Raw genomic sequence first — 25,141 nt, 5'->3', positions numbered from 1 at the left:
TCCTTCCTCACGGAAGTACTAAGGGATGAACTTTAATTTATTACTTTAGTATTAATATTAATCCATTCCCGCTTGTTCGCCCTCACGGGATACTTGGGCCGAGGCCCTCACGGGAACTTAATATCGTCATTATATTTTTATTTAACTATTGTCTTAACAGCGTTCTCGCCTTCTACGGCTACTGCGATGATTCCAGCAGGAACAGCGATCGTAGCGTTGTCGGAAGCAAGAATAGTCTCGGCTACTACCTTACCTAAGATATTAGAGATAACCACCTTCTTACCGGCTGCGCCTTGGATCTCTACGATACCATTGCCACCTATTACCTTAACACCGGCAGCGCCATCAGCTACAGACTCGTTGGAAGTAGGATCACCAGCAGTGATCGTGAACTTCATGGCGCTATTCTTATCAGTACCCCAAGCCAATTTGTCGTTGAGGCCATATAAGTAACGACCTTTCTCCTTAACGGAACGGATCACATACATACCCTCATCGTCAGCGCATTGGATAATCTGAACCTTGAAGTTATCCAAGCCGCCTAATACGCCTTCGTCGTCAGCATTTTTAGCAACTTTCACTTCCTTACCCTTTACTACCGTAGAGATCGTATCGTTGTTTGCCTCGATAGAAGCAGACTTGAAGATAGCCTTAGTAGCTTTTTCAGCCCATTCATATTTCTTGTCGTACATGCCGTCCGCTACATAATAGTCCACAGAATCCTTCGGATTGAACAAGAACAAGCTTCTATTAGGATCTTCCGTACCCTTAGAGATATAGAAAGAAGGAACGATCGCTTTCGTATCGGTTACGCGCAAATAGAATGAGTATTGCTCATTATTCACTACGATACCCTCTTGGTTCTCGTTCAAGGAGATATAGTTGCCTAACTCGCTTACCAATGAGATATGGCCATTCTTAGCGGGATAGCTGATTTCCGGAGCTTCCTCGATCAAGTAAGTCTTTAATGTCATGTCTTGATTATTACCCGGCAATGCATAAACTACGGATGGAGTTGTATACACATACTCGTCATTGTTATACTTAACAGCTACTACTGATTTCGTAGTCTTGCCAAATACAGTTGTAACATTCGCATTCGTACTTGATACAGGAATCAAATAAACAGAGCCATCAGCAGCTTGTTTAATAACGAACTTAGCCGCATCTGCCGCAGCCATAACGTCTGCACCGTTAACATGGGTACTAGTACCTGTACCTTGCGGGAAATAGGCATTAGTCTCTATACCATCATTGATATAGCGCAATTGATAAGCATAAGCATAGCCTTTATCGCCCTTAGCCTGTACGGTCACGTGGTTACCTCTATTGTAAACGAAGCTACTCTCGATGATCGTCTTCGGAGCCTCGTCTTTGATCAATTGCCATTGAGCGGCATCGGATACGCTGTTGGCGAACTTACCATCAGCATTCAATTTGTAGACATTACTATTATTGTCTTTTGTAACAGCGGTATACCATTTATTGGAAGTCACGTTGTTGTCGCGAGCGAAAGCCATTGTTACCAAAGTCTGGTCATCTACGTTCAAGAAACCTGCGTATGGATCAACTTCTTCTACTTTCGTCAACTCCACTAACAGACGCTTAAACTCTACGGTCTGAGTCGAAGCAGTCTCACGGTAGGTATTCTCATCAACATAGATAGGAGTGATATCCCGAGTTGAAGGAACAGCTGTCTCATATACATTCTCACCCAAATCTGTTTTAGGGAACAATGTCGTAAGGAAATGATCACCTGTCTCACGATTCGTGAAAGTGATCTTATAAGTATCATCCACGCTTGTAATCATCCATTGATAAGCCGGAGTCTCTGTCTGTGACAACACCTTCGCTTTTGCGACAAGCTCAAAACTACCATTATCAACCGCAGAAGTCAAATATTTTCCATATACGCTCTTCACATCCCCTTGCTTACCGCTCAATACACGGATCGTATAAACAGCTGCCTTAGCCTCCTTGTTCAACAACTCGATACCTTTCTTCGTACCGGCAACGCCCAACTTAAAGATGAACTTATCCGTCTTGTCTGAAGTGTTAGAGATCGTAGTCAAGTAGAAATTATCATTATGCTGCAAAATCTCCAACTTGATTTGAGCATCCTTATGATCGGCCTTGCTACCTTGTATTCTGAAACGGAAACGATCCAGATTCAACTCATACGGATAAGATTCCACGTAACTCTTTTGAACACGGAAACAAGCGTTATGGATAGAAATCTCGTCACCTTGTGTCTTCCAAGCCGCACCTGTTCCTACATACAGGTTCAAGTCACCAATTTCCTTCTCTACCAAAGAGAAACCATCACCATTCGCACGTCCGGCGTTCGTTCCCTCCATTGTCTCTGTAGAGCTTGCAACCAAAACCGTAGCGTTCAACCACGCATTATAGTCCCTAACCACTTGGTCACTATTATCTAAAGCTGGAGCATTTTTCGTAAAGAAGTACATACCGGCAGGAATCTGCAAGTCTGAAGAAGATCCTGAATACCCCGGGTATTGTGTAGCATCAATCGTAATTGGGCGAGCCAAATAACGAGCTACCACCATTTTGTCGTTAAACAAGTTACCGATAGGTTCTTCACCTTGATCTTTAAGACGTTTAGAAACGAAAGAGAAACCAGATGTATTGTACAATGCGTTCAATTCCTCTGAATTCGTCAACAACTCAGACTTAACCTCGTAAAAGATCGGAGCCGCAATCGTCGTAGATACTGTTGACACATTACTACCCCAATTCAAGCCGTTGAGAGGAGTAGAAGATGAATAAATATACAAATTGTTATTCGTGCCAGAATATGCACCTCCCGTAAGAGCAGAAACAGAAGATCCATCAAATACGAAATCCTTATTCGTATTCTTATCCTCTACTTTCGTGTTTTTCTCTATAGCCGTAAAGCCGACATTAACCCTTAAAAGCTTTCCTGTCTCAACATTCGTAAAATTGTAAGAGAAGAAGCCTTTCGGAGATTCAGTTATGCCAACAGTCCAAACATACTGTTTAACATCATCATTATCAGCAAGAGGCGTAGATAATCCTATCGTAGACTCTGTAATGGTGCTACCCGATAGCTCATGACCATAAGCCTCATTATTCGTCTGATCATTAACAAATACATACTGGTGTCCAGCCTTCAATTCCGTAGCAGGCGTTGCGGTAAACGTCCCCTGTCCATTCACAAAGCCAGCCAATTGCTGAATAGAACTTTGCGCCCAAGCACTACCGCACAACGAACCCGCCATCAGCAGACCCGCCGTAAACAATGTAGAAATCTTTCTGTTCATAAATCGAAAATTTAAATATTAATAATAGTGTTAATTGAATATCTATCAAATCCTTAATCATCCTTCGTCTATACCGAAACGACTAGTTTAAACGATCGTTTAGACTAGTCGTTTTATGCCCAATTTGAAGGGGCAAAATATTGAAGAGCTTTTAATTAACACTAGTATTAATATTAATTTTAGAATTATGAACAAAAAGTTTTCTACTCTTGTAGCTGGACTTGCAATGATTTCGGCTGTTGCTTCAGCCCAAATCACCAAAACAGACGGTTACACCATGTTGAAGTCCAGTTCTTCTGATTATTTAGCTGTTTATGGAGCTAAATCGGACTCTGTAGTGGTAAAAACATTTAGCAATTTGGCAACTGCTCCTAAAGCTTCTATTGACTCTGCTATGTGGAAGGTTACTGAAGCTGGAGTTGATGCTACAGGAAACAAGCTTTACAGCTTCACTAACAAAAAGACTGGTGCTGTATTGTCTTTCGCTGCAAAAAAAGATGCTAAACCTAATTTAGCGGCAGGTGTTGACAAGTGGTCTGTAACTACTGACGGCAAGATTTCTGCTTATTATTCTGCGAACGGATCTTTAGGATTGGTTGTGTCTGGAGGTAAGTTATCCTTGGGCATTGCTAGTGCCGCTACAGCATTCACTTCGGAAGTAAATTCGGCTTTGAAGGCTCGTACTTTGGCTGCCTCTGACTTAGGCGATGGTTTCACTGTATTCTCTTTGAACTTTGGAGAGGCTTATCAAGAGAACATCTTTGAGGGCAAAGAATTAGTAGCTACTCAGTTGACTGGTGCTGATGCTGATTATGTACAGTTGCAGGAAGTTGGCGCTGATAAGATCGGTGAAAAGGATGCTTACTTCGGTTTGGATACAACTAAGTACACGATCGCTGGGCAAAAGGATGTATTTGGCTATAAATTCGCAAAAGACTCAACTTGGTTGGATAATGGTTATCATACAGTATTGAATGGTGATTTTCAAAAGTTCAAATTTATTCAAGACTTATCAAACGATAAAGTCGCTGTTTATGTAAAGAATGCACCTGTTTATAATACAACTACTAAGAAATTTGAAGCTGCGCTTACAGGTACTGCTGCTGATGTTCAAGTAGTATATGCTCAGGTAACCAATTCAAAGGTATTGACAGTCTCGAAACTTTCTGGTACTCCTTCTACAATCGAGCAAGGTGTCGCTCCTTCCGTAAAATTAGGTAAGGGCACTCCGGCTACATTGCCTACTGGTGATGGTGTTTACTTCATCAAGGTTAAATCTGGTGATGAGTTTAAGTATGTTTATGCTACGGCTAGTGGATTGGAATTGAAGAAGGATGCTCCTAATGCATATAACCCTGCTGGTCAGTTCTATGTAGTTGCTAAGGGTGGTAAATACCAATTCGTTGAACGTAACTTCAACCAAGGTCTTACAACTGCTGCCGCTCAGATCTATAAGGTAACAGGTAAAGACGCTTACAGAGTGGATGCTGTAAATAGCGCTGCTTCTGCAAGTTTAGCGGCTGGTACTGAATTCTATTTCGAATATCAGAAAGATATCAAAGCCGGTGGCAAGGAATACAACTATATGGCTACGAAGTATTTGGACAAGGTAGCTGTTGATAACTTCGCTTATACATTGAACTTGATCTCCGGTACGGAGGGTGTTGATGATTTGTATACAATCGTTGACGGCGTATTGAAGGTTAAGAAAACTACAGCCGAAGACGCTGCTAAATTCAAGGTTGAAGTAATTAAAGATAAAACGGGTAAGGTCTGGACTAGCAATGCTGATGAACACAAAGCTGGTGTAGGTGCTATCGCTTTAGGTGATACTTTAGCTACGGCTACTTATAAACTTTACAAGCAATATACAAAAGAGTATGTTGTAGCTAAGGATAATGAATTTAAGTTGGCAAAAGAAGATAATACAGCTACTCCTGCAGTTGCTGGTTCTGAGTTCACATTCAAAACAGCTAAGGGCAATGGTTATTTATTGTCTACAGGTGATAAGATTGTGGTATTGGATGTTAATACTGGTAAGTTGATCTCTGCTGCAGCTTCAGCTGTAAATAACAACTATTTTGACTTGGTAGTAGAGCCATCTCCGGACTACGCTACATTGAATGCTCCTTCTCACATGTTGGTTAAATCTGCCGAGGCTGATGGTAAAGCTCTTTCCATGAATCCTAAGTCTTTGTTTGCGGAGGTTAAGTTGGCAGGTCAAGAAGAATATATCGACAGCTTGTTTGGTTTGTGGATTGATACTGCTTGTGTAAAAGATGTAACTAGACCTACTTATTACATCACAACAGGTAATGGGTTAGACTCTGCTGCTATCGCTGATGGTTACAGATATTTCTTGGTAAATCCTCAAGATTCTGTTTATTCTGCGGTTAAGGGTGATGATGATAAATATACATCTAAGACAAATGAAGGTAGCGCTTATTGGAATGCTACAGAAGGTTTGGTGAAAGCAGCTTTTGTTAAAGCTATCGTTTATGGTGAGGATTCTTTAGCTATTGTTCGTGAAAAAGCAACTGCTGTTGATACCTTGAAGACTATGTCTGTAAATCCGGCTGCAATGGCATTTGTTACAACTGCAAATAATACATTGAAGATCGAGAATAAGACAACAAAGGAGATTGCAAACGAAGATGATGCAACTAAGACTGATCGTGAAGATGTAACTTCTTATTTGAAAGTTATCAACAACGTATTAGTTTGGACGGATAATCGTGACGAGGCTCATGAGTTCGTTGCTGAGGCTACGACATTACACCCGACATCCAACGATAACGTTGAAGAAGGAGCTTCTGCTATCTCTGTTATCGCTAACGATGGTACTGTAACAATCCAAGGTGCCGCTGGCAAGTCTGTTGTTATCTCTAACATCTTAGGTAAGGTGGTTGCTGAGACAGTTCTTTCATCTGATAACGCTACAATCGCTGTACCGGCAGGTATCGTAGCTGTAGCTGTAGAGGGTGAGGCTGCTGTTAAGGTGGTTGTTAAATAATTATTTTATTCGAAATGATACAGTAGAGGCGGGCACGTCCCGTCTCTATCTAAATATATTTAATTAAATAATTTCCACGCAACAAAGTATCCCGTGATGGGGGAACGTGTGGTTAATACTAAAGTAAAAAAGTTCTTCCGATAGTATTTCCGTGAGGAAGGAAACCGGATAAAAAATTGCTCCCGGCGATATTCGTATCGTCGGGACTTTTTTATGGTTCGGAAAGCTTTTACATAAATAAATGCGTATATTGCGGCAAGCTTATAATTTTAGAGTTTATGGAATATACCTTACTGATACTTCTATTACTGATCATGATTTGGATAAACTTGCGTAATAAGATATCCAAATCACAAGAGAAAACGGAGGAATTGTTGAAAGAGATCGCTGCCTTGCGTAAACGTTTGGAGAATAGTCCGGAAGTTGTGGACGAGATAAAGGAACCGGAGCCTGAGATCTTGAAAGAGCCGGAAGTTTTCGTACAACCTGAACCGGTAAGGGCGATTGTCGAACCTGCTAAAAATCCTCAACCCCAGAAGGTGCGGAAGCCTGTCAATTATGAGAAATATATCGGTGAGAACTTATTCGGTAAAATCGGTATCCTGATACTCGTCTTGGGTATGGGGCTTTTCGTGAAGTATGCGATAGATAAGGAATGGATAAACGAGACCTTGCGTACGATCCTTGGCTTTGGGATGGGTGGATTACTTCTATTCGTGGCTTGGCGTTTGAAGGATTCCTATCGTACCTTTAGCTCTTTGCTGGCGGGAGGCGCTTTCGCGATCTTCTATGTAACGGTGGCGATCGCCTATCATTATTACGGGCTGTTTAGCCAAACGGTCGCTTTTATTCTGCTTGTGCTGTTTACCGGATTTATGTCGTCTTTATCTATACTCTATAATCGTAGGGAACTGGCAATTATCGCTTTGGTGGGTGGATTTATCGCTCCATTCTTAGTGGGTAGCGGAGATGGAAGTTATTGGGTGCTGTTTACCTATGTCATGATCTTGGACCTAGGAATGTTCGGGCTATCTATCTATAAGAAGTGGGGGGAATTGCCTGTAATTTGTTTTGCCTTGACTTGGATCGTCTTTGCGGGTTATACGTATGCTGCGGATCTGGATTTGATGGGAAGTGTCCAATTAACGCATTTACTTATTTTCTCTATCGCCTTCTATTTGATCTTCTTATTATCGGTCGCTTCCATCGTGCGAATCAATATCCGGGGGATCAATCAATATTTATTAGGAGTGATCGGATTGAACAATTTCGTATTCCTGTTCTTTGCCCTTTGTCTCCTGCAGAATATGGAGCTTGAGCGGAATTACAAAGGTCTGGTAACCCTTTTTGTTGCGGCTATTAACTTCGCTCTTTTCTTTTGGATCAAACGGAAAGGGGAACCTTTCACTTTCTTGATGCATACGTTATTGGGTATCGCTCTTACGTTCGTATCGGTGACGATCCCGATCCAACTGGAAGGGACCTTTATTACCTTGTTTTGGGCTTCAGAGGTAATGATTATTCTCTGGTTCTATAGTCGTTTCCGTCTGCGGGTTTACGAGATATTCGCTTGGGTACTTCCGGTCTTGACGCTGGGCTCTTACGGAATGGATGTCTTCCACGGATGTATGGAGGCTCGGTACGGAGATTCTTCCCTATTTATAAATGGCTTGTTCGCTACCGGTATTTTTACGGGGCTATCGTATTGGGTAGACGCTTGGTTGGTACGTCCGACAAGGATATCGACGAAAGGGCCTCTCTTGACGGGATGTGTCGTATTATATATAGCCTTTGTTTTCGATTTCTATTCATATGTAGATCCTTCGATCGTGTCCTTTAGCTATATCGAGACATTTACGGTGGCGGTTTTATTTGCTGCGAATGTTTTATTAGGGAAAAGCTATTTGCCTGTGTCAAGAAATGCGGGGGGATACGGACTACTCTTGGGGCTATCTTTATCCCTGTTCGGAGGAATGTCTTTGTGGGTCGGGTATGATGATCTCTTTATTCCCCGGTTCCTGCTATGGGTTTCCTTGCTTTTAATCGGGGGGCATATTTTTGTCTTGGGGCGGTACTATTATAAGTCATTTGACGCAAGAGAAAAGCGTACGCATGGGATGACCTTATATATTTGTTTGCTGTCTACGATATTACTGGCCGTGGGAACGAATAATTTGTTGAATCAGTTGGGCTTGCCGGATGAATTAAGCGCAGGCTTCTCTATCTCGTTGAGTCTTGCCGGCTTTATGCAAATGGCGGTGGGAATGCGATTGCACCTGAAGGTTGTCCGGATGATTAGTTTGGCCACTTTCTCGATCGTATTGCTAAAGTTGGTGTTGGTAGATCTGTGGCTCTTGCCTACGATCGGGAAAGTGGTCGTCTTTATAATCTTGGGAGTTATCTTATTGGTTCTCTCCTTCTTGTATCAAAAGTTGAAAACTGTCTTGTTCGATGATAGCTTATAGGATATCCACTAGTTTCTCCAGCCCCATGCTATGAGAGCCTTTGATCAAGATATGATAGCCCTTTAACGGCTGCCTCCGAAGCTCCTCCGTCATAGCCTCTGTGGTAGCGAAGGGGGAGAACTCTTTGCCTACCTTGGAGAAATGCTCGCCGCAGAGGAACACCTTGTCGAACTGGCCTTTCTTGATCTGTTCGACAACCTCCGCGTGTAATTCGTCGCTAGTTGGTCCAAGCTCGCGCATATCTCCAAGGATGATGGCTTTAGGCTGTACGGGCATGGTGATGAAATTGTCCAGAGCTACTTTCATGCTACTCGGATTCGCGTTGTAAGCATCGATAATCAATTCGTTATTATCGGTTTTCTTGAACTGAGAACGGTTATTGGTAGGCTCGTAAGCGGCGATAGCACGGCTGATACGCTCTGCCGGGATCTTGAAGAAGCGGCCTACGGCGACGGCGGCCAATACATTATCTAGGTTATAACTACCGATCATATGTGTTTCGACGGTATGCAACTTTCCTTGTTGCTTCCAATTGAACACTAAGAAAGGATCGCAACTGACTACCTGTCCGGACGCGAAAGCATCATCCCCGTTTCCATATGTGATTTGTTCGATGCCTTTGGCGATAGACTGAAGGTACTCGTTCTCTTTCTTGATAAATATCTTGCCTTTGGAGCGACGGATATAATCATATAACTCCCCTTTTGTCCGGATCACACCCTCGAAAGAACCGAAGCCTTCCAGATGGGCACGGCCTACGTTCGTGATGATGCCATAGTTAGGATGGACGATATCCACTAATTCCTTGATGTCTCCCGGATGGCTGGCGCCCATCTCGATAACCGCCATCTCATGGTCATGAGTCAATCGGAGCAAGGTCAAGGGAACGCCAATATGATTATTGAAATTTCCTTCGGTATATAGCAAATTGAATTTCGTTGAGAGTACGGCAGCCAATAACTCTTTGGTCGTGGTCTTGCCATTCGTTCCGGTAATTCCGATGATCGGCAACCCCAGTACCTTGCGGTGATGGTGCGCTAATTGTTGCAAGGTCTTCAGCACGTTATCAACAAGGATCGTGCGTTTGCCTATATAATAATCGGGATTGTCTATGACGGCATAGACACAGCCGGATGCCAAGGCTTTCCCGGCATATTGATTTCCATCGAATTTATCGCCTTTTAAGGCGAAGAAGATAGAACCCTTCGGACAGTTCCGGCTATCTGTCGTTATTTGAGGGTTATGTATAAATAAATCATAGAGGTCGATAATACTCATGACTGTATCGCGTTAAATATTTATTCCTGTCTAATTCGGGGCAAATGTAGCAATTAAATAAAGAATGAAGAATCTAGAAGGAGATTTTAAGAGAGAAACCTGTATCTTTGCTGGAAATAAGGAAAGATCATGTTAGATAAAACGCTCAATATTAGAGGGACACTCACTTCTTTAGCGACGCCGTTGGTGATGGGAATCTTGAATATTACCCCTGATTCTTTTTATGCGGGCAGCCGCAAACAGACCGAGACCGCTATCGAGGACCGTATCCGGGAAATCTTATCGGAGGGAGGAGATTGGATAGATATCGGTGGTTATTCATCCCGTCCGGATGCCGCTGAGGTTACGCCGGAGGAAGAGATGCGCCGTTTGGAGTTTGCCTTACATATATTAAATAAGCATTACCCGGATATCCCGGTGTCCGTAGATACGTTTCGTGCGGGGATTGCGCGTCGTTGCGTAGAGGAATATGGAGCAGCTATCATTAACGATATCTCCGGCGGTGAGTTGGATGCGGATATGTTCCAAACGGTAGCGGATTTGATGGTGCCTTATATCATGATGCATATGCGTGGAACCCCTCAAACTATGCAGAGGCATACTGATTACCCGGATATGATGGAGGAGATCATGCTGTACTTTTCCCGGAAGGTACGCCAGCTTCGGCTTTTAGGGGTGAATGATATCATTCTCGATCCCGGCTTTGGTTTTAGTAAGACGTTGGAGCAGAATTACCAATTGATGAGCCATTTAAAGGAGTTCTCTATTTTTGAGTTGCCTTTATTAGTTGGAGTCTCCCGTAAAAGCATGATTTATAAATTACTGGGTGGAACCCCTGCGGATAGCCTGAACGGAACGACTGTATTGAATACGTACGCTCTCTTGAACGGCGCTAATATCCTTCGTGTACATGACGTGCGGGAAGCAGTGGAAGCCATTCGCGTCATAGGTCAAATGACTAACAACTAATTTTCAATTTTCAACTTTCAATTCTCGATTAACTATGTGGATGCATTTCGGTATAAAAGACTTGATTGACGTATTGCTGGTGGCTTTCTTCCTGTACCAGACCTATAAGTTGATGAAAAGCTCGGGCACATTGGCTATATTCAGTGGGGTCGTATCATTCATCGTCGTATGGATCTTGATCTCGCAGGTATTGGAGATGCGGTTGATGGGGGCCATCTTGGATAAGTTTATTAGCGTAGGTTTCGTGGTTTTGGTAATCCTCTTCCAAGACGAGATCCGCCGTTTCCTGTTGGCGTTAGGTTCGCACCGGGGCTGGAAATTCCTAGGAAAACTTTTTTCCAAACGAGGAGACGACCCGGAGAAAGAAGGGAAGTTTGTCGCTCCTGTTGTCTTGGCCTGTATGAATATGGCCCGGAAAAAGACGGGTGCCTTGATCGTGATCCAGCAAGATATGGACTTGACGATCTATGAGCATACGGGCGAGATGTTCAACGCCGATGTAAATGCCCGCTTGATCGAGAATATATTCTTTAAGAACAGCCCGTTGCATGATGGTGCCATGATCATAGCCGATAACCGGATCAAGGCGGCCGGTTGTATCTTGCCGGTCGCCCAGAACGCCACCCTTCCCAAGGATATGGGATTGCGCCATCGTTCCGGTTTAGGGATGTCATTGGAGACAGATGCGCTGGTTATTATTGTCTCGGAGGAGAGAGGAAAGATCTCCGTGGCCCATAAAGGCAAGCTAAGTGTGAATGTGACAGCGGAAGAACTGCAACAAATACTCTCCGGTGAGCGGGAAGTGACGAATTACTGTTAAAAGATCTGAAACTGGATCTCTACCTGTAATTCTTTTGCCTATTTTGTAAACTCTATATTGCATTATGCCTAATTTTGTAGCCGGATTACGAGTACAATTATTAAATAATATAAAATATCTTCCGCTATGGATTTAATGCAAGACATTATTGCGCGCGCTAAAGCTGACAAGCAGCGTATTGTTCTTCCCGAAGGTACCGAGGAAAGAACTCTTAAAGCTGCCGACCGATTACTGGCCGACGGTGTAGCAGACATTATCTTAATTGGAAACCCCGCTGAGATCAAGGAGTTGGCGGCTGGTTTTGGGTTGAACCACATCGGTGAGGCAACCCTTGTCGATCCGAAAAATCACGAGAAGAAAGCCGCATACGCAGACTTGCTTTTCCAACTTCGCCAAAAGAAGGGTATGACTCCCGAGAAGGCTGCGGTTCTAGTTGAAGATCCTTTGTTCTTGGCTTGTTTGATGATCAAGGCGGGTGACGCTGACGGTGAGATCGCTGGCGCTGAGAATACGACGGGTAATGTATTGCGTCCTGCTTTGCAAATTATCAAGACGGCTCCGGGCATGAAGTGTGTTTCCGGTGCGTTCCTTATGTTCACGCAGACTCCTCAATATGGGGATAATGGTATTTTGGTATTCGCTGATTGCGCGGTTATGCCAAACCCGAACGCGGAAGAGTTAGCTAGCATCGCTGTCGCTACCGCCGCTACGGCTCGTAATATCGTAGGCGTTGAGCCTCGTGTGGCTATGTTGAGCTTCTCTACGAAGGGTAGCGCTTCTCACGAGATGGTGGACAAGGTAGTGGAGGCTACTCGCTTGGCTAAGGAAATGGCTCCGGATTTGAAGATCGACGGAGAGTTGCAGGCCGACGCCGCTTTGGTTGAGGCTGTAGGTAGCAAGAAAGCTCCGGGTAGCGAGATCGCCGGTAAAGCGAATGTTTTGGTATTCCCGACTTTGGAGGTGGGTAATATCGCTTATAAGCTGGTTCAACGTTTGGGTGGCGCTGAGGCTGTCGGTCCTATCCTTCAAGGTATGGCCGCTCCGGTGAACGACTTGTCTCGCGGTTGTTCCGTAGACGATATTTATAAGATGGTAGCGATCGCTTGTAATCAATCCATCGGTTTGAAATCCGCAAAATAATAGATAATCCTAACGACTTAATAATATGAAGATTCTAGTATTGAACTGCGGTAGTAGTTCTATCAAATATAAGTTATTCGATATGACCTCCGGTGAGGTTATGGCTCAAGGTGGTATCGAGAAAATCGGTTTGCCGGGCGCGTTCCTGAAATTGACGGATAAGGAGGGCAAGAAGGTGGTTATCGAGAGAGAGATTCCCGGCCATCAACAAGGTATCGAGTTTATCTTGAGCGTATTGACCGACGCTACTTATGGTTGTATCAAGGACTATAAGGAGATCGACGCTGTTGGTCATCGTTTGGTACATGGTGGCGAGGAGTTCGCTTCTAGCGTATTGATCAATCAGGATGTAATCAATAAGGTAATCGAGTGCTCTGATTTGGCTCCGCTTCATAACCCGGCTAACTTGAAGGGTGTTCGGGCGATGGAGGCTTTGATCCCGGGTATTCCTCAAGTAGCGGTGTTTGATACGGCTTTCCACCAGACCATGCCGGATTATGCGTATATGTACGGTTTGCCTTACGAGATGTACAAGAAATATGGCGTACGTCGTTATGGCTTCCACGGAACCAGTCATCGATATGTATCCCGTCGTGCTTGCGAGATCTTAGGTGTTCCTTATGAGGATCAGAAGATTATCACGGCTCACGTAGGTAACGGTGGTTCTATCACCGCTATCAAGAATGGTAAGAGCGTGGATACTTCCATGGGCTTGACTCCGGTTGAGGGTCTGTTGATGGGTACTCGTTGCGGCGACGTGGATGCGGGTGCTTTGTCTTTCATCATGGATAAGGAAGGCATGGATGGTGTCGGCCTTTCCGACTTGATCAATAAGAGAAGTGGTGTTGCCGGTCTTTCCGGTATCTCTTCCGATATGCGTGAGATCGAGGCTGCCGTAGCTGCCGGAAATCCGCGTGCGATCATGACCTTGAACGTATATAACTACCGCATCAAGAAATATATCGGCGCTTATGCCGCCGCTATGGGTGGTTGTGATATCTTGGTTTGGACCGGTGGTGTCGGCGAGAACCAATGGGCGACCCGTCGTGCGGTTTGTGAGAACATGGAATACATGGGCATGAAGATCGATGTTGAGAAGAACGAGGGTATGCGTGGCGAGGAGATGGTAATCAGCACTCCGGACAGTAAGGTGACTATCATCGTCGTTCCTACGGATGAGGAATTCATGATCGCCGCCGATACCTTGGAGATCTTAGATAAAAAGTAACCAGTAACGTTTCATATAATTTTAGCTAATCCTCGCAGCTTACAAAACACGGGATTAGTGTTTAGGTCGCCCCGACACCGGTTGGGGCGATCTTTTTTATGCGAATATCGGATTATTCGTTACTTTTGCGGAATTACATATTAAATATATACAAAACATGGCTCAATACAAACGTATCTTATTAAAATTAAGCGGGGAGTCGCTGATGGGTGGTAAACAATATGGGATCGATGAGGTTCGCTTGAATGAATATGCGGCACAGATCAAGGAGATCGCCGAGATGGGTGTACAGATCGGTATCGTGATCGGTGGCGGTAATATTTTCCGCGGGTTGAGCGGCGCTTCCAAAGGTTTCGATCGGGTAAAAGGAGACCAGATGGGTATGCTGGCAACGGTGATCAATAGCTTGGCGCTTAGCTCCGCTTTGGTCGCTCAAGGCGTGAAGGCGAAGGTACTGACGGCTATCCGTATGGAACCGATCGGCGAGTTCTATAATAAATGGCGTGCGATCGAGTTGCTGGAACAAGGCAACGTGGTAATCATGTCCGGCGGTACGGGTAATCCGTTCTTTACTACGGATACCGGATCTTCCTTGAGAGGCATCGAGATCGAGGCGGATGTCATGCTGAAAGGTACCCGTGTGGACGGTATTTACACCGCTGATCCGGAGAAAGATCCTACGGCTACCAAGTTCTCCGATATTACGTATGATGAGATCTATACCCGGGGCCTGAAGGTAATGGACTTGACCGCTACCACGATGTGTAAAGAGAACAACCTCCCGATCATCGTATTCGATATGGACACCAACGGCAACTTGAAGAAAGTGATGAGCGGAGAGAATATCGGGACACTGGTGCATAATTAGTGCCATTAACCGATGACATGGCAGTGCCATGCTGATGGCATAGTTGTGCCACTGGTTATGGCACAGCTATGCCATCCGTATGGCACTGTCGTGCCACAGGCATGGCAAGGTTGTGCCAGCCCTGTGGCAAATACGTTAGACCTTTATTCTTGTATATGAAGCATCCCTTTTTACTAGTATGGTTAACCTTGATCGTATTGTGTGGTTGTACGAGCTCGGGGAAACAGAAGAGGCACGTTATTGGCCTCTCCCAATGTATGCTGGACGATGCTTGGCGGGAAGCTATGATTAACGATATGCGTATCGAAGCCTCTAACTATGATGATGTGGAAATTATTATAAAGGACGCGCAAAACAATAACGAGACACAAATACAACAAATACGAGACTTGATCCGCCAAAAGGTGGATGTCTTGATCATCTCCCCCTATCAATCCGAGCCGATCACGGCAGTTGCCGAGGAAGCGTACCGTGCCGGAATCCCGACGATCATTACAGATCGCAAGGTAAATACCGATCAATACACCTCTTTTGTCGGGGCGAACAATTATGAGATCGGACTAGCGGCAGGCAATTACGCCGCCCATTATCTTCCCCCGAACGCTATTATCTTAGAGATATGGGGACTCACGCAAACCTCCCCGGCGCAAGAGCGACATAAAGGTTTTGTCGATGCCTTGCGAGAAAGGGAGGATCTTTCTTTCCGTAAGATAGAAGGACAATGGTTGGTCGATACGGCCCGGATGGAGCTTCGGAAGTTAGAGCATCCCGAGCAGATAGATTTCGTTTACGCCCATAACGACATGATGGCCATAGCCGCCCGGGAATACTTTATAGCATGGGATTCCATCCGAGGACGGGATTTGCGGATTATCGGCGTGGATGCTGTGGCGGGTGCCGGTCTGGAAGCCGTGGAAGATGGACGGATCAACGCCTCTTTCCTCTATCCGACAGGAGGGGAGCAAGTGATTCGCACGGCTATGCGTATCATTCAGGGGGAGCCGGTGGATAAGTTTATCCCTCTTCGTACGGCTCCGGTAGATCATCAGTCTGCCCGCACCTTATTGTTGCAAGCGGACCAACTCCAGAAATATAAGCAACGTATCGAGGCACAGCGTTCCCGCATCGACGGTTTGTCCGACCGGTTTTATTTCCTGCGAAACTCTTTAGGGGTGATCTCCTTATTGATGATCGGTTTTATTGCCCTTTCCATTTACGCCTTTTACATAAACCGGAAGATGAGGCAGGCGAATCGTAAGCTAATCTCCTTGAACGCGGAGATGAAAGAGGTGACGGCGCAGAAACTCCAATTCTTTACGAATGTCTCCCACGAGGTACGTACGCCCTTGACCTTGATTCTCGCCCCTTTGGATCGCTTGATTGTCTCGTTGCGGGAATCTCCTTACGCCTCGGATCTAGGACTGATCCAGAAGAACGCCAACCGTTTGTTGCGTGTGATCAACCAAATATTGGATTTCCGGAAGGTGGAAGGCAAGCAAGAGAAACTAGCGGTACGGGAAATCGATTTGGTTCCTTTCGTTGGCGAGATCAAATCTTATTTTGACAGTATGGCCTCGGTACGTGCGATCTCCTATACGTTCACTTCTTCGATAAAACAATGTACGTTATGGATCGATCCGGACTTATTGGAGAAGGTATTTTTCAATCTTCTCTCGAACGCTTTTAAGTTTACGCCGGAGGGAGGTAGCGTGCGGATAGAGCTGACGGAAGAGGGAGACCGGGTCTTTATACGGGTTGTCGATACGGGAAGTGGTATCCAACCCGGTAACCTTCCGCATTTGTTTGACCGTTTCTATACGGAGGATCGGTCGATGGGAACTGGGATCGGATTGCATTTGGTAAAGGAGTATATACATATGCACGGAGGGGAGATCCGTGTGGAGAGCGAGCCGGGGCAAAGGACTACCTTTACGGTTTGCCTGCGGAAAGGAAAGGCGCATTTCGAGGATAGCGACCTGATGGAAACATCCGTATCCCATCAAGCCTACGAAGCCTCCCGGTTGGACGATTCGGAAACCAAGGCGATGCTTTCCATAACCTATCCTTATACGATACTGATCACCGAGGATGACGATGAGGTCCGCAGCTTTTTGGAACGTGAGTTTAGCCTTCATTTCAAGATCCGGACGGCCGCGAACGGGAAAGATGCCTTGCGGGTATTGGAAGAGGAGGAGATATCATTGGTAGTAAGCGATGTGATGATGCCGGAGATGAATGGTTTCGAACTTTGCCGGACGATCAAGTCGCAACTTCCCTTTAGCCATATCCCGGTGATCTTATTGACCGCCTTGACCGATGAGCGTCAACGGATTTTCGGAATAACCGGCGGGGCGGACGATTATATACAGAAGCCTTTCCATACGGATTACGTGAAGATCAAGATTATCCACCTATTGCAAGAGCGCCAGAAGTTACGGGAACGTTTGTTGGAGAAGCTGCGGGATAATAAGCTCCTTCTGTCCGAGCCGGAAAAGGTGGAGAGTATCGATGATGCCTTCTTGCGTAAGTTCGCGGAACAGATCGAGGCGGTTTACGCGGACCCCGAATATAATGTGGAGAAACTAAGCGAGACCTTGGGATTATCCCGGGGGCACCTTCACCGGAAGATCAAGGAGCTTACCGGAACCGCACCCGTCGAGTTCTTGCGTACCTATCGCTTGAATAAGGCGACCCAGTTGTTGAGGCAGAACGCGTATACGGTGAGTGAGGTCGCTTACCGAACCGGTTTCTCCTCGCCCGCTTACTTCTCTAAATGTTTCAAGGCGGTCTACGGGGTTACGCCTACCGAGTATCAATAACATTTGTACGATCTTTATCACAAATGTCATATCTCCTCATCTTTAGGGGATAAGTGTTTTTCTATCCGGAAGAATCCTATTAATTTTGGCGGAGAATCAAACTGTATTATCCTTTAATCCGTTCGTTTATGAAACAACAAACAAAGAGACTTCTTAAGAGTTTATGTATGGCTGTCGGTGTCGTTTTATTAAGTGCTGTCGATCCGTTGGCCGGATATGCGACAGAACGTACTATAGATATAAAGCATCTGGGCGAAGGACAAAGCATTGTCCGTGTGGATGCGCAAGCCAAGTATTTGTTGCTTCCGGTCGAGGAGTCCTCGCCGGAATCCAAGTTATATATGATTGTCGATAATGACGTGGTACGGACTTTTAATGTTCGTTTGGCGGTGAATATGGTGGATTATTTCGTTCCGGTAGATCTCTCAGGGTATGCGGATAAGCATATCTCCTTCAACTTCCAGCTTGCCCCGGAATCGGCTCTTTGCTGGAAAGAGATGAAGCTATCCGATCAGTTTGATTCGTCTAACCGGGAGAAATTCCGTCCGGCTTATCATTTCTCGCCGGCTTGGGGATGGATGAATGATCCGAACGGCATGGTGTACAAGGATGGTGAGTATCATTTGTTCTATCAATACAATCCGTATGGCTCGATGTGGGGGAATATGCACTGGGGGCATGCGATTAGCAAGGACTTGATTCATTGGGAGCATCAACCGGTGGCGATCGCTCCGGATGCCTTGGGTACGATCTTCAGCGGTAGCTGTGTGGTGGATAAGGATAATACCGCCGGGTTTGGCGCTGGCGCTATCGTGGCTTTCTATACCTCGGCCAGCGACCGGCAAGTGCAGAGTATGGCCTATAGCTTGGACAACGGCCGGACGTTCAAGAAATATGACCGGAATCCGATCCTTACTTCTACGCAACGTGATTTCCGTGACCCGAAAGTTTTCTGGCATAAGGAATCCAATAAATGGATCATGGTACTCGCCGTAGGGCAGGAGATGCAACTCTATTCTTCTCCCAATTTGAAGGACTGGACGTATGAGAGCAGTTTCGGGGAAGGACAAGGAGCGCATGCGGGCGTTTGGGAATGCCCGGACTTGATCGAGCTTCCGGTGAAGGGTACGGAATTGAAGAAGTGGGTCTTGATCTGTAATATCAATCCCGGCGGTCCGTTTGGCGGCTCCGCTACCCAATATTTCGTAGGTACGTTCGATGGGAAACAGTTCGTGAATGAATCTCCGGCCTTGACCAAATGGATGGATTACGGCAAGGATCATTACGCTACGGTAACTTGGAGTAACGCTCCGGAGGACCGGAAGATCGCCTTGGCTTGGATGAGCAATTGGGAGTATGCGAATAACGTGCCGACCTCGCAATACCGGAGCGCGAACTCGGTTCCTCGCGACTTGGTTCTTTATACGAAAAACGGGCAGACGTACTTGAGCAGCACCCCGTCTCCCGAAATGTTGAAATTGAGAGGTAAAGCCCAGAAGAAAGGAGCCTTCAAGGTAGACCGTTCCCATGAGATCAATCCGATTCTTTCCGGCAATGCGGGAACCTATGAGATCGAGATCAAGTTTAAGAATAACGGAGCCGATATCATGAGCTTCCAGTTGTTTAACTCGAAAGGCGAGGAAGTGGAGATGTATTATAATCTTCTGGATAATACGTTCACGATGGATCGCCGTAACAGCGGGGCTACGGATTTTAGCAAGACATTCGCCACGGCTACCTCGGCACCGATCTCCGCCGCTAAGGAATATACCTTGCGTTTGCTGGTAGATAAATCCAGCATAGAGGCTTTCGACGGGAATGGAGAGTTTGTCATGACCAACCTAGTCTTCCCGGAAGAGCCGTATAATCGCATTAGTTTCAATGCGAAGGGAGGAGCGTTTACGGTTACGTCATTAACCATTTATCCCTTCAAATAATTAAAAACAAAATATATCATGGAAAAGAGTAAACCTGTAGTAGTAGGCATTGGTGAATTATTGTGGGATGTTTTCCCGGAAGTGAAGAAAGCCGGTGGAGCGCCGATTAATTTTGTGTATCACGCTACCCAATTAGGAGCGGAAGGTTACGCGATCAGTGCCGTGGGCAACGACGTGTTCGGAACCGAGATTATTCAGGAATTGGATAAGAACGGTATCGATAGTAATTATATCAGTACGGTGGAATATCCGACCGGAAGCGTGATGGTAGAGCTAAAGAACGGCATCCCTTCCTATACGATCATCGAAGGTGTGGCATGGGATCATATCCCTCTTACCCAAGCGTCTATCGACCTGATGAAACGTGCGGACGCCGTATGCTTCGGAACATTGGCGCAACGTGCCGCGGAATCTCGTGAGACGCTTCGTACCTTGCTTTCTTATATGCCTAGTCATGCCTTGCGCTTTTTCGATATCAATATCCGTCAGCATTTCTATTCGAAGGAGCTGATCGAATCGTTGCTCGAATTGGCGAACGTATTCAAGATCAATGATGAGGAATTGGAAATGCTTCGCCCGATGTTTGGTCTGGAAGGCACGATAGAGGATATGTGTCGCTGGTTCATGAAGAAATATGGTTTGCGCTATTTGGTACTTACGGCCGGGGCGGAGTATAGTACGATCTTTTCCGAGGAGGAGGTCTCTACGATTCCCACCCCGAAGGTACAGGTGGTAGATACGGTAGGCGCCGGCGATTCTTTCTCCGGGGCGTTTATTTCATCGATCTTAACCGGAAAACCTTTACGTGAGGCACATGAGAAAGCGGTAAAAGTAGCCGCTTATGTTTGTACGCAGAGTGGCGCATGGCCTGCTTACCCTAAAGACTTATAAGCCATGAGCGAGAAGACTTCATCCTTGAAATTGATTCCCGTGATGTTGGCGTTCTTCGCCATGGGATTCGTGGACTTAGTGGGAATCGCCTCTAATTACCTGAAAGCGGATTTAGGCTTGAGTGATTCGGAGGCGAATATCTTCCCGTCGCTCGTGTTCTTCTGGTTCTTGATCTTCTCCGTCCCGACGGGAATGTTGATGAACCGTATCGGGCGGAAAAAGACCGTGCTATTGAGCTTGATTGTGACCTTCCTTTCGCTAATGATCCCGATCTTCGACGACGCGTATATGGTCATGTTGATATCCTTCTCCCTGTTGGGTATCGGCAACGCTTTGATGCAGACTTCCTTGAACCCGTTATTATCGAATATCGTAAGCGGGGATAAACTAGCTAGTTCTTTGACATTCGGTCAGTTCGTGAAGGCGATCGCCTCCTTCTTGGCGCCTTATATCGCTATGTGGGGGGCTACCCAAGCGATACCGTCGATGGGACTCGGTTGGCGTGTCTTGTTTCCGGTCTATATGGTGATCGCCGTGATCGCTATCCTGCTATTGGGAGCTACCACTATCCATGAGACCAAAGAGGAGGGGCGGCCCTCCACCTTTGGCGAATGTCTGGCTTTGCTGGGCAAGCCTTTTATCCTGCTTTGCTTTATCGGTATCATGTGCCATGTGGGGATCGATGTAGGGACGAATACGACCGCCCCGAAGATCTTGATGGAACGTCTAGGCATGACATTGGCCGACGCAGGCTTCGCCACGAGCCTGTATTTCATCTTCCGTACGGCGGGATGCTTCTCCGGGGCTTTTATCTTGCGAAAAGTCTCTCCGAAAGGATTCTTTGCCTTTAGTGTTTTCTTGATGTTATTGGCGATGATCGGTCTGCTGTTCTTCCATTCGAAAGAGATCATCTATGCTTGTATCGCCTTGATCGGCTTTGGAAACTCGAACGTCTTCTCCATTATTTTCGCCCAAGCCCTGCTTTCTATGCCGAATAAGCAAAATGAGGTGTCCGGCTTGATGATTATGGGACTGTTTGGCGGCACGATCTTCCCGATCTTTATGGGCGTGGCATCCGATATGTTGGCTTCTCAAGTAGGGGCGGTGCTGGTGTTGTGCGTGGGTGTAGCCTACTTACTATTCTTTACGTCTAAGTTAAGTAAACAGTGAAGGTGATAAGCTTTTATACGGTACTATAAATCTTTTGTTAGGGAGTATTTTAATTATATGTTTGCGAAGTTGGAAATCTTTATTACTTTTGTTAATTAAAAGATTCGCAAACAAAAAACGTATATTTATGATAGATACGAAACAATTGATCAAAGCAGGGGAAGAGAAGATGACGTTCGCCATTGAGTATCTGGACGAGCAATTGTCTCACATTCGGGCTGGTAAGGCTAATCCGAAAATCCTCGATTGTGTGAAGGTAATGTATTATGGGGCGCCTGTTCCTCTTACTAACGTGGCTACGGTGACGGTTCCGGACGCACGGACTATCATGATCACTCCGTGGGAGAAGAAGATCATCCGCGATATTGAGAAAGGTATTCTGGATTCTGAGTTAGGTATCACGCCGGAGAATAACGGTGAGGTGATCCGCTTAGGTATTCCTCCGTTGACTGAGGAGCGTCGCCGTCAATTGGTGAAACAATGTAAGCAGGAGGCGGAGAATGCGAAGATCAGCGTTCGTAACGCTCGTCGTGACGCTATCGAGGCTTTGAAGAAAAGCATCAAGTCTGATGGGGTTCCCGAGGACGTAGAGAAAGACGCCGAGGCAGAGGTTCAGAAAATCCATGATAAGTTTATCAAAAAGATCGATGAGCTTTACGCCGCTAAAGAAAAAGAAGTAATGACCGTTTAAATAATTGAAAGTTGAAACTTGAGAATTGAGAATTGAGGAACCCCATTGAGTCCTTATTCCAATTCTCAATTTTCAATTCTCAATTTTCAATTCTCATGAGGGGACTGGTAATAAAAAACACAGGTAGTTGGTATACGGTCCGTACGGAAGACGGGCGAGATATAGAGAGTAAGATCAAGGGTAACTTTCGTCTGAAAGACATAAAGAGTACCAATCCGGTCGCGGTAGGAGACCGTGTCGTAATCGATATTAATAAAGAAGGAACCGCTTTTATTACAGAGATCGAGGAGCGTAAGAATTATATCATCCGTCGTGCCTCTAACTTATCGAAGCAATCGCATATTATCGCCGCGAATTTGGATCAGGCGATGCTGATCGTTACGGTGAATTATCCTATAACAACAACGATATTTATCGATCGCTTCTTGGCGACCGCCGAGGCTTATCGTGTCCCCGTTAAATTAGTTTTCAATAAGATTGATCGTTATAATAATGAGGATCAAAGGGCGTTGGAGTGTTTAATCGAGTTGTATACCTCGATTGGCTATCCCTGTTCGACGCTATGTGCCCGGACCGAGGAAGGTTTGGATGCCTTGAAAGCGGATCTAAAAGATAAGATTACGCTTTTGTCCGGCCATTCGGGTGTCGGAAAATCCACGATTATCAATAAACTGGTGCCGGGGGTGAATCTCCGTACCGGTGATATCTCCGAATATCATAACAAAGGAATGCATACGACCACCTTTTCCGAGATGATTTCTCTTCCCGGGGGAGGCTATTTGATCGATACTCCGGGTATCAAAGGATTTGGAACGATCGAGATGGCGGACGCTGAGATCTCCCATTATTTCCGGGAGTTGTTTAAATACTCGGAAGAATGCCGTTTCAATAACTGCACGCACCGTCATGAACCGGGCTGCGCCGTCATTCAAGCCGTTAACGATGGGCTAATCAGTGAGTCCCGCTATAAAAGCTATCTAAGTATCTTGGATGATCGCATGGAAAGCAAGTACCGGGAAGAATTCTAACACTTTATTACAACATCAAACGGCCGGCAGGCTCATACCGGTGATTTTCCGGTATAGATCGAGCGCATATACATCGGTCATGCCGGAGATATAATCGAGTACGCATTGTATCTTGCCATATGTAGTAGGAGCTTTCGTGTCGTATTGCTCCGGTATCCGTTGTAAGAGCAGCTTGCTGTAAGCATGCTCTTGGTTCATCACGGCCTCGGTCAAGCTGTCGATCAGATGGCTGAAAATATGATAACCGGCTAATTCAATGTCGAGCACTTCTTTTGCCTTATATATTTTCTTGTATGCTGTAGCCGAGCAATTAGCGTAAGCCTGCTTGGCTTGATCGCATATGTTACTGATTAACGGAGTGCTGTAGGTACCATTGAGGATGCTTTCCTCGTTCTCTAAAAAGACACGGGAACATTCATCTACTAATAGCCCGATAATACAAGAACGCAGATAGGCGATTTGCTCATTGGTATCGTCTACCATATGCATGACCTTGCGGATATGCTCCAACCGCTCTCCTTCGAAAAATCCCAATAATAGTTGTATGGCCTCTTCGGTGGTCAGGATATGTAGTTTGCAAGCATCTTCTATATCCATAATTTGATAGCAGATATCGTCTGCCGCCTCTACTAAGTAAACTAACGGGTAACGAAGAAATTTGTCCGGGGCTTCCGGGCTATGTCCGATCCCTAGCTCTTGGGCGATTTGCAGATAGCTTCCCTCCTCCGATTGGAAAAAGCCGAATTTCCCTTTCTTTCCTGAATAGATGGATGCGTAAGGATATTTGATGATAGAGGCTAATGTGCTATATGTTAAGGCAAATCCCCCTTTTCTGCGTCCAATGAACTGATGGGTCAGCAACCGCATGGCGTTTGCGTTACCTTCAAAATGGACGAAGTCTTCCCAGCGTCCCCGTTCCTTCCGTACTTTCTCTTCTAGTTTTCGCCCATTCCCTTCGGAGAAGTAAGCGGAGATCGCTCTCTCTCCGGAATGCCCGAATGGAGGGTTTCCCATATCATGGGCAAGGCAAGCGGCTGATACGATGGAACCTATCTCCGGGAAGTTGATACTGCCATCCGGATATTTTTGCATAAGTCCTTTCGCTACGTTATTACCCAATGAACGTCCTACGCATGATACTTCCAGACTATGTGTAAGTCGGTTATGTACAAAGATACTTCCCGGAAGGGGGAACACCTGTGTCTTGTTTTGTAGTCTTCGAAAAGGGGATGAGAAAATCAAACGGTCATAGTCACGTTGGAAATCAGTTCTCTCATGTTTCCGCTCGTGATACTCTTCCATCCCGAAACGCTTGCCGGATAATAGCTGGGTCCAGTTCATAGTCAATACATTAATATATATATCGCAAATGTAGAGATAATCTGTGCAAATCATTGAATATTTGTGGAAGAAATTAGAGTTAATGGTTAATTTCCTGACTGAGTTGTTTTCGAAGCTTGTAAATAGAGCTGTAATTTTATTCCAAGATGATAGTCAGATAGCGATTGGATGTTATAGGAGG

At 45.5% G+C, this 25,141-nt stretch carries 16 protein-coding genes; 13 read left to right on the top strand and 3 right to left on the bottom strand.

What is annotated here, in order from left to right; translation table 11 throughout:
* Positions 1–137: 137 nt before the first annotated feature.
* Positions 138–3,302, bottom strand: coding sequence for a DUF6383 domain-containing protein (locus DWX33_RS08520; protein ID WP_009016878.1), 3,165 nt, complete (start codon positions 3,300–3,302; stop codon positions 138–140).
* A gap of 115 nt (positions 3,303–3,417) precedes the next feature.
* On the opposite strand from DWX33_RS08520, the gene DWX33_RS08515 reads away from it, so the two are divergent.
* Entirely contained in the window at positions 3,418–6,315 is a 2,898-nt protein-coding gene (locus tag DWX33_RS08515; protein ID WP_229040455.1) for a DUF6383 domain-containing protein, read from the top strand.
* 278 nt (positions 6,316–6,593) lie between these two features.
* Complete coding sequence (locus DWX33_RS08510; protein WP_048927222.1) at positions 6,594–8,780, top strand: DUF2339 domain-containing protein; 2,187 nt, start codon at positions 6,594–6,596, stop codon at positions 8,778–8,780.
* Here the strand turns inward: DWX33_RS08510 and murF are convergent.
* Positions 8,775–10,058 carry a UDP-N-acetylmuramoyl-tripeptide--D-alanyl-D-alanine ligase gene (gene murF, locus DWX33_RS08505; RefSeq protein WP_122380201.1) on the bottom strand — a complete coding sequence of 428 codons (1,284 nt, stop codon included), beginning with the start codon at positions 10,056–10,058 and terminating at the stop codon, positions 8,775–8,777. The genes DWX33_RS08510 and murF overlap by 6 nt on opposite strands.
* 129 nt (positions 10,059–10,187) lie before the next feature.
* Between murF and folP the strand changes: the two genes are divergently transcribed.
* From folP to rsgA, 11 genes are all read left to right on the top strand, one after another.
* On the top strand, positions 10,188–11,027 hold the full coding sequence (gene folP / locus DWX33_RS08500) for a dihydropteroate synthase (protein WP_122380200.1): 840 nt from the start codon (positions 10,188–10,190) through the stop codon (positions 11,025–11,027).
* Positions 11,028–11,061: 34 nt separating this feature from the next.
* Complete coding sequence (gene cdaA, locus DWX33_RS08495) at positions 11,062–11,847, top strand: diadenylate cyclase CdaA (protein ID WP_008779131.1); 786 nt, start codon at positions 11,062–11,064, stop codon at positions 11,845–11,847.
* 126 nt (positions 11,848–11,973) lie between these two features.
* On the top strand, positions 11,974–12,987 hold the full coding sequence (pta, locus tag DWX33_RS08490; RefSeq protein WP_005867355.1) for a phosphate acetyltransferase: 1,014 nt from the start codon (positions 11,974–11,976) through the stop codon (positions 12,985–12,987).
* A 25-nt stretch (positions 12,988–13,012) separates the two neighbouring features.
* On the top strand, positions 13,013–14,215 hold the full coding sequence (locus DWX33_RS08485) for an acetate/propionate family kinase (protein ID WP_122380199.1): 1,203 nt from the start codon (positions 13,013–13,015) through the stop codon (positions 14,213–14,215).
* Between the two features lie 157 nt (positions 14,216–14,372).
* Complete coding sequence (gene pyrH / locus DWX33_RS08480) at positions 14,373–15,083, top strand: UMP kinase (RefSeq protein WP_005867363.1); 711 nt, start codon at positions 14,373–14,375, stop codon at positions 15,081–15,083.
* 155 nt (positions 15,084–15,238) lie between these two features.
* Positions 15,239–17,902 (top strand): substrate-binding domain-containing protein, encoded by a 2,664-nt coding sequence (locus DWX33_RS08475; RefSeq protein ID WP_122380198.1) that lies wholly within the window; start codon positions 15,239–15,241, stop codon positions 17,900–17,902.
* 128 nt (positions 17,903–18,030) lie between these two features.
* Positions 18,031–19,839, top strand: a complete 1,809-nt coding sequence (locus DWX33_RS08470; protein ID WP_122380197.1) for a DUF4980 domain-containing protein — start codon at positions 18,031–18,033, stop codon at positions 19,837–19,839.
* A gap of 18 nt (positions 19,840–19,857) precedes the next feature.
* Positions 19,858–20,730, top strand: coding sequence for a carbohydrate kinase (locus tag DWX33_RS08465; RefSeq protein ID WP_005867368.1), 873 nt, complete (start codon positions 19,858–19,860; stop codon positions 20,728–20,730).
* Between the two features lie 3 nt (positions 20,731–20,733).
* Positions 20,734–21,900 (top strand): MFS transporter, encoded by a 1,167-nt coding sequence (locus tag DWX33_RS08460; RefSeq protein ID WP_044545430.1) that lies wholly within the window; start codon positions 20,734–20,736, stop codon positions 21,898–21,900.
* A 127-nt stretch (positions 21,901–22,027) separates the two neighbouring features.
* Positions 22,028–22,591: a ribosome recycling factor gene (frr, locus tag DWX33_RS08455; RefSeq protein WP_005859749.1), complete on the top strand. Its 564-nt coding sequence runs from the start codon at positions 22,028–22,030 to the stop codon at positions 22,589–22,591.
* A gap of 95 nt (positions 22,592–22,686) precedes the next feature.
* Complete coding sequence (gene rsgA, locus DWX33_RS08450) at positions 22,687–23,619, top strand: ribosome small subunit-dependent GTPase A (RefSeq protein WP_048927091.1); 933 nt, start codon at positions 22,687–22,689, stop codon at positions 23,617–23,619.
* A 15-nt stretch (positions 23,620–23,634) separates the two neighbouring features.
* Here rsgA and dgt read toward each other — a convergent pair whose 3' ends face one another.
* The gene (gene dgt / locus DWX33_RS08445; protein ID WP_048927223.1) at positions 23,635–24,960 is read right to left on the bottom strand and encodes a dGTP triphosphohydrolase; all 1,326 of its coding nucleotides are present in this window, start codon (positions 24,958–24,960) and stop codon (positions 23,635–23,637) included.
* Positions 24,961–25,141: the final 181 nt, after the last annotated feature.

The sequence above is a fragment of the Parabacteroides sp. AF19-14 genome, assembly GCF_003635485.1.
Classification (GTDB): domain Bacteria; phylum Bacteroidota; class Bacteroidia; order Bacteroidales; family Tannerellaceae; genus Parabacteroides; species Parabacteroides distasonis.
Note: the sequence above shows the minus strand (reverse complement) of the source record. Positions and strands in the feature narration are given on the sequence as shown.

Bases quoted from the DNA above. Each gene is read 5' to 3' on its own strand.
- DWX33_RS08520 (WP_009016878.1), bottom strand. From the start codon at position 3,302: ATGAACAGAAAGATTTCTACATTGTTTACGGCGGGTCTGCTGATGGCG.
- DWX33_RS08515 (WP_229040455.1), top strand. From the start codon at position 3,418: ATGCCCAATTTGAAGGGGCAAAATATTGAAGAGCTTTTAATTAACACT.
- DWX33_RS08510 (WP_048927222.1), top strand. From the start codon at position 6,594: ATGGAATATACCTTACTGATACTTCTATTACTGATCATGATTTGGATA.
- murF (WP_122380201.1), bottom strand. From the start codon at position 10,058: ATGAGTATTATCGACCTCTATGATTTATTTATACATAACCCTCAAATA.
- folP (WP_122380200.1), top strand. From the start codon at position 10,188: ATGTTAGATAAAACGCTCAATATTAGAGGGACACTCACTTCTTTAGCG.
- cdaA (WP_008779131.1), top strand. From the start codon at position 11,062: ATGTGGATGCATTTCGGTATAAAAGACTTGATTGACGTATTGCTGGTG.
- pta (WP_005867355.1), top strand. From the start codon at position 11,974: ATGGATTTAATGCAAGACATTATTGCGCGCGCTAAAGCTGACAAGCAG.
- DWX33_RS08485 (WP_122380199.1), top strand. From the start codon at position 13,013: ATGAAGATTCTAGTATTGAACTGCGGTAGTAGTTCTATCAAATATAAG.
- pyrH (WP_005867363.1), top strand. From the start codon at position 14,373: ATGGCTCAATACAAACGTATCTTATTAAAATTAAGCGGGGAGTCGCTG.
- DWX33_RS08475 (WP_122380198.1), top strand. From the start codon at position 15,239: ATGAAGCATCCCTTTTTACTAGTATGGTTAACCTTGATCGTATTGTGT.
- DWX33_RS08470 (WP_122380197.1), top strand. From the start codon at position 18,031: ATGAAACAACAAACAAAGAGACTTCTTAAGAGTTTATGTATGGCTGTC.
- DWX33_RS08465 (WP_005867368.1), top strand. From the start codon at position 19,858: ATGGAAAAGAGTAAACCTGTAGTAGTAGGCATTGGTGAATTATTGTGG.
- DWX33_RS08460 (WP_044545430.1), top strand. From the start codon at position 20,734: ATGAGCGAGAAGACTTCATCCTTGAAATTGATTCCCGTGATGTTGGCG.
- frr (WP_005859749.1), top strand. From the start codon at position 22,028: ATGATAGATACGAAACAATTGATCAAAGCAGGGGAAGAGAAGATGACG.
- rsgA (WP_048927091.1), top strand. From the start codon at position 22,687: ATGAGGGGACTGGTAATAAAAAACACAGGTAGTTGGTATACGGTCCGT.
- dgt (WP_048927223.1), bottom strand. From the start codon at position 24,960: ATGAACTGGACCCAGCTATTATCCGGCAAGCGTTTCGGGATGGAAGAG.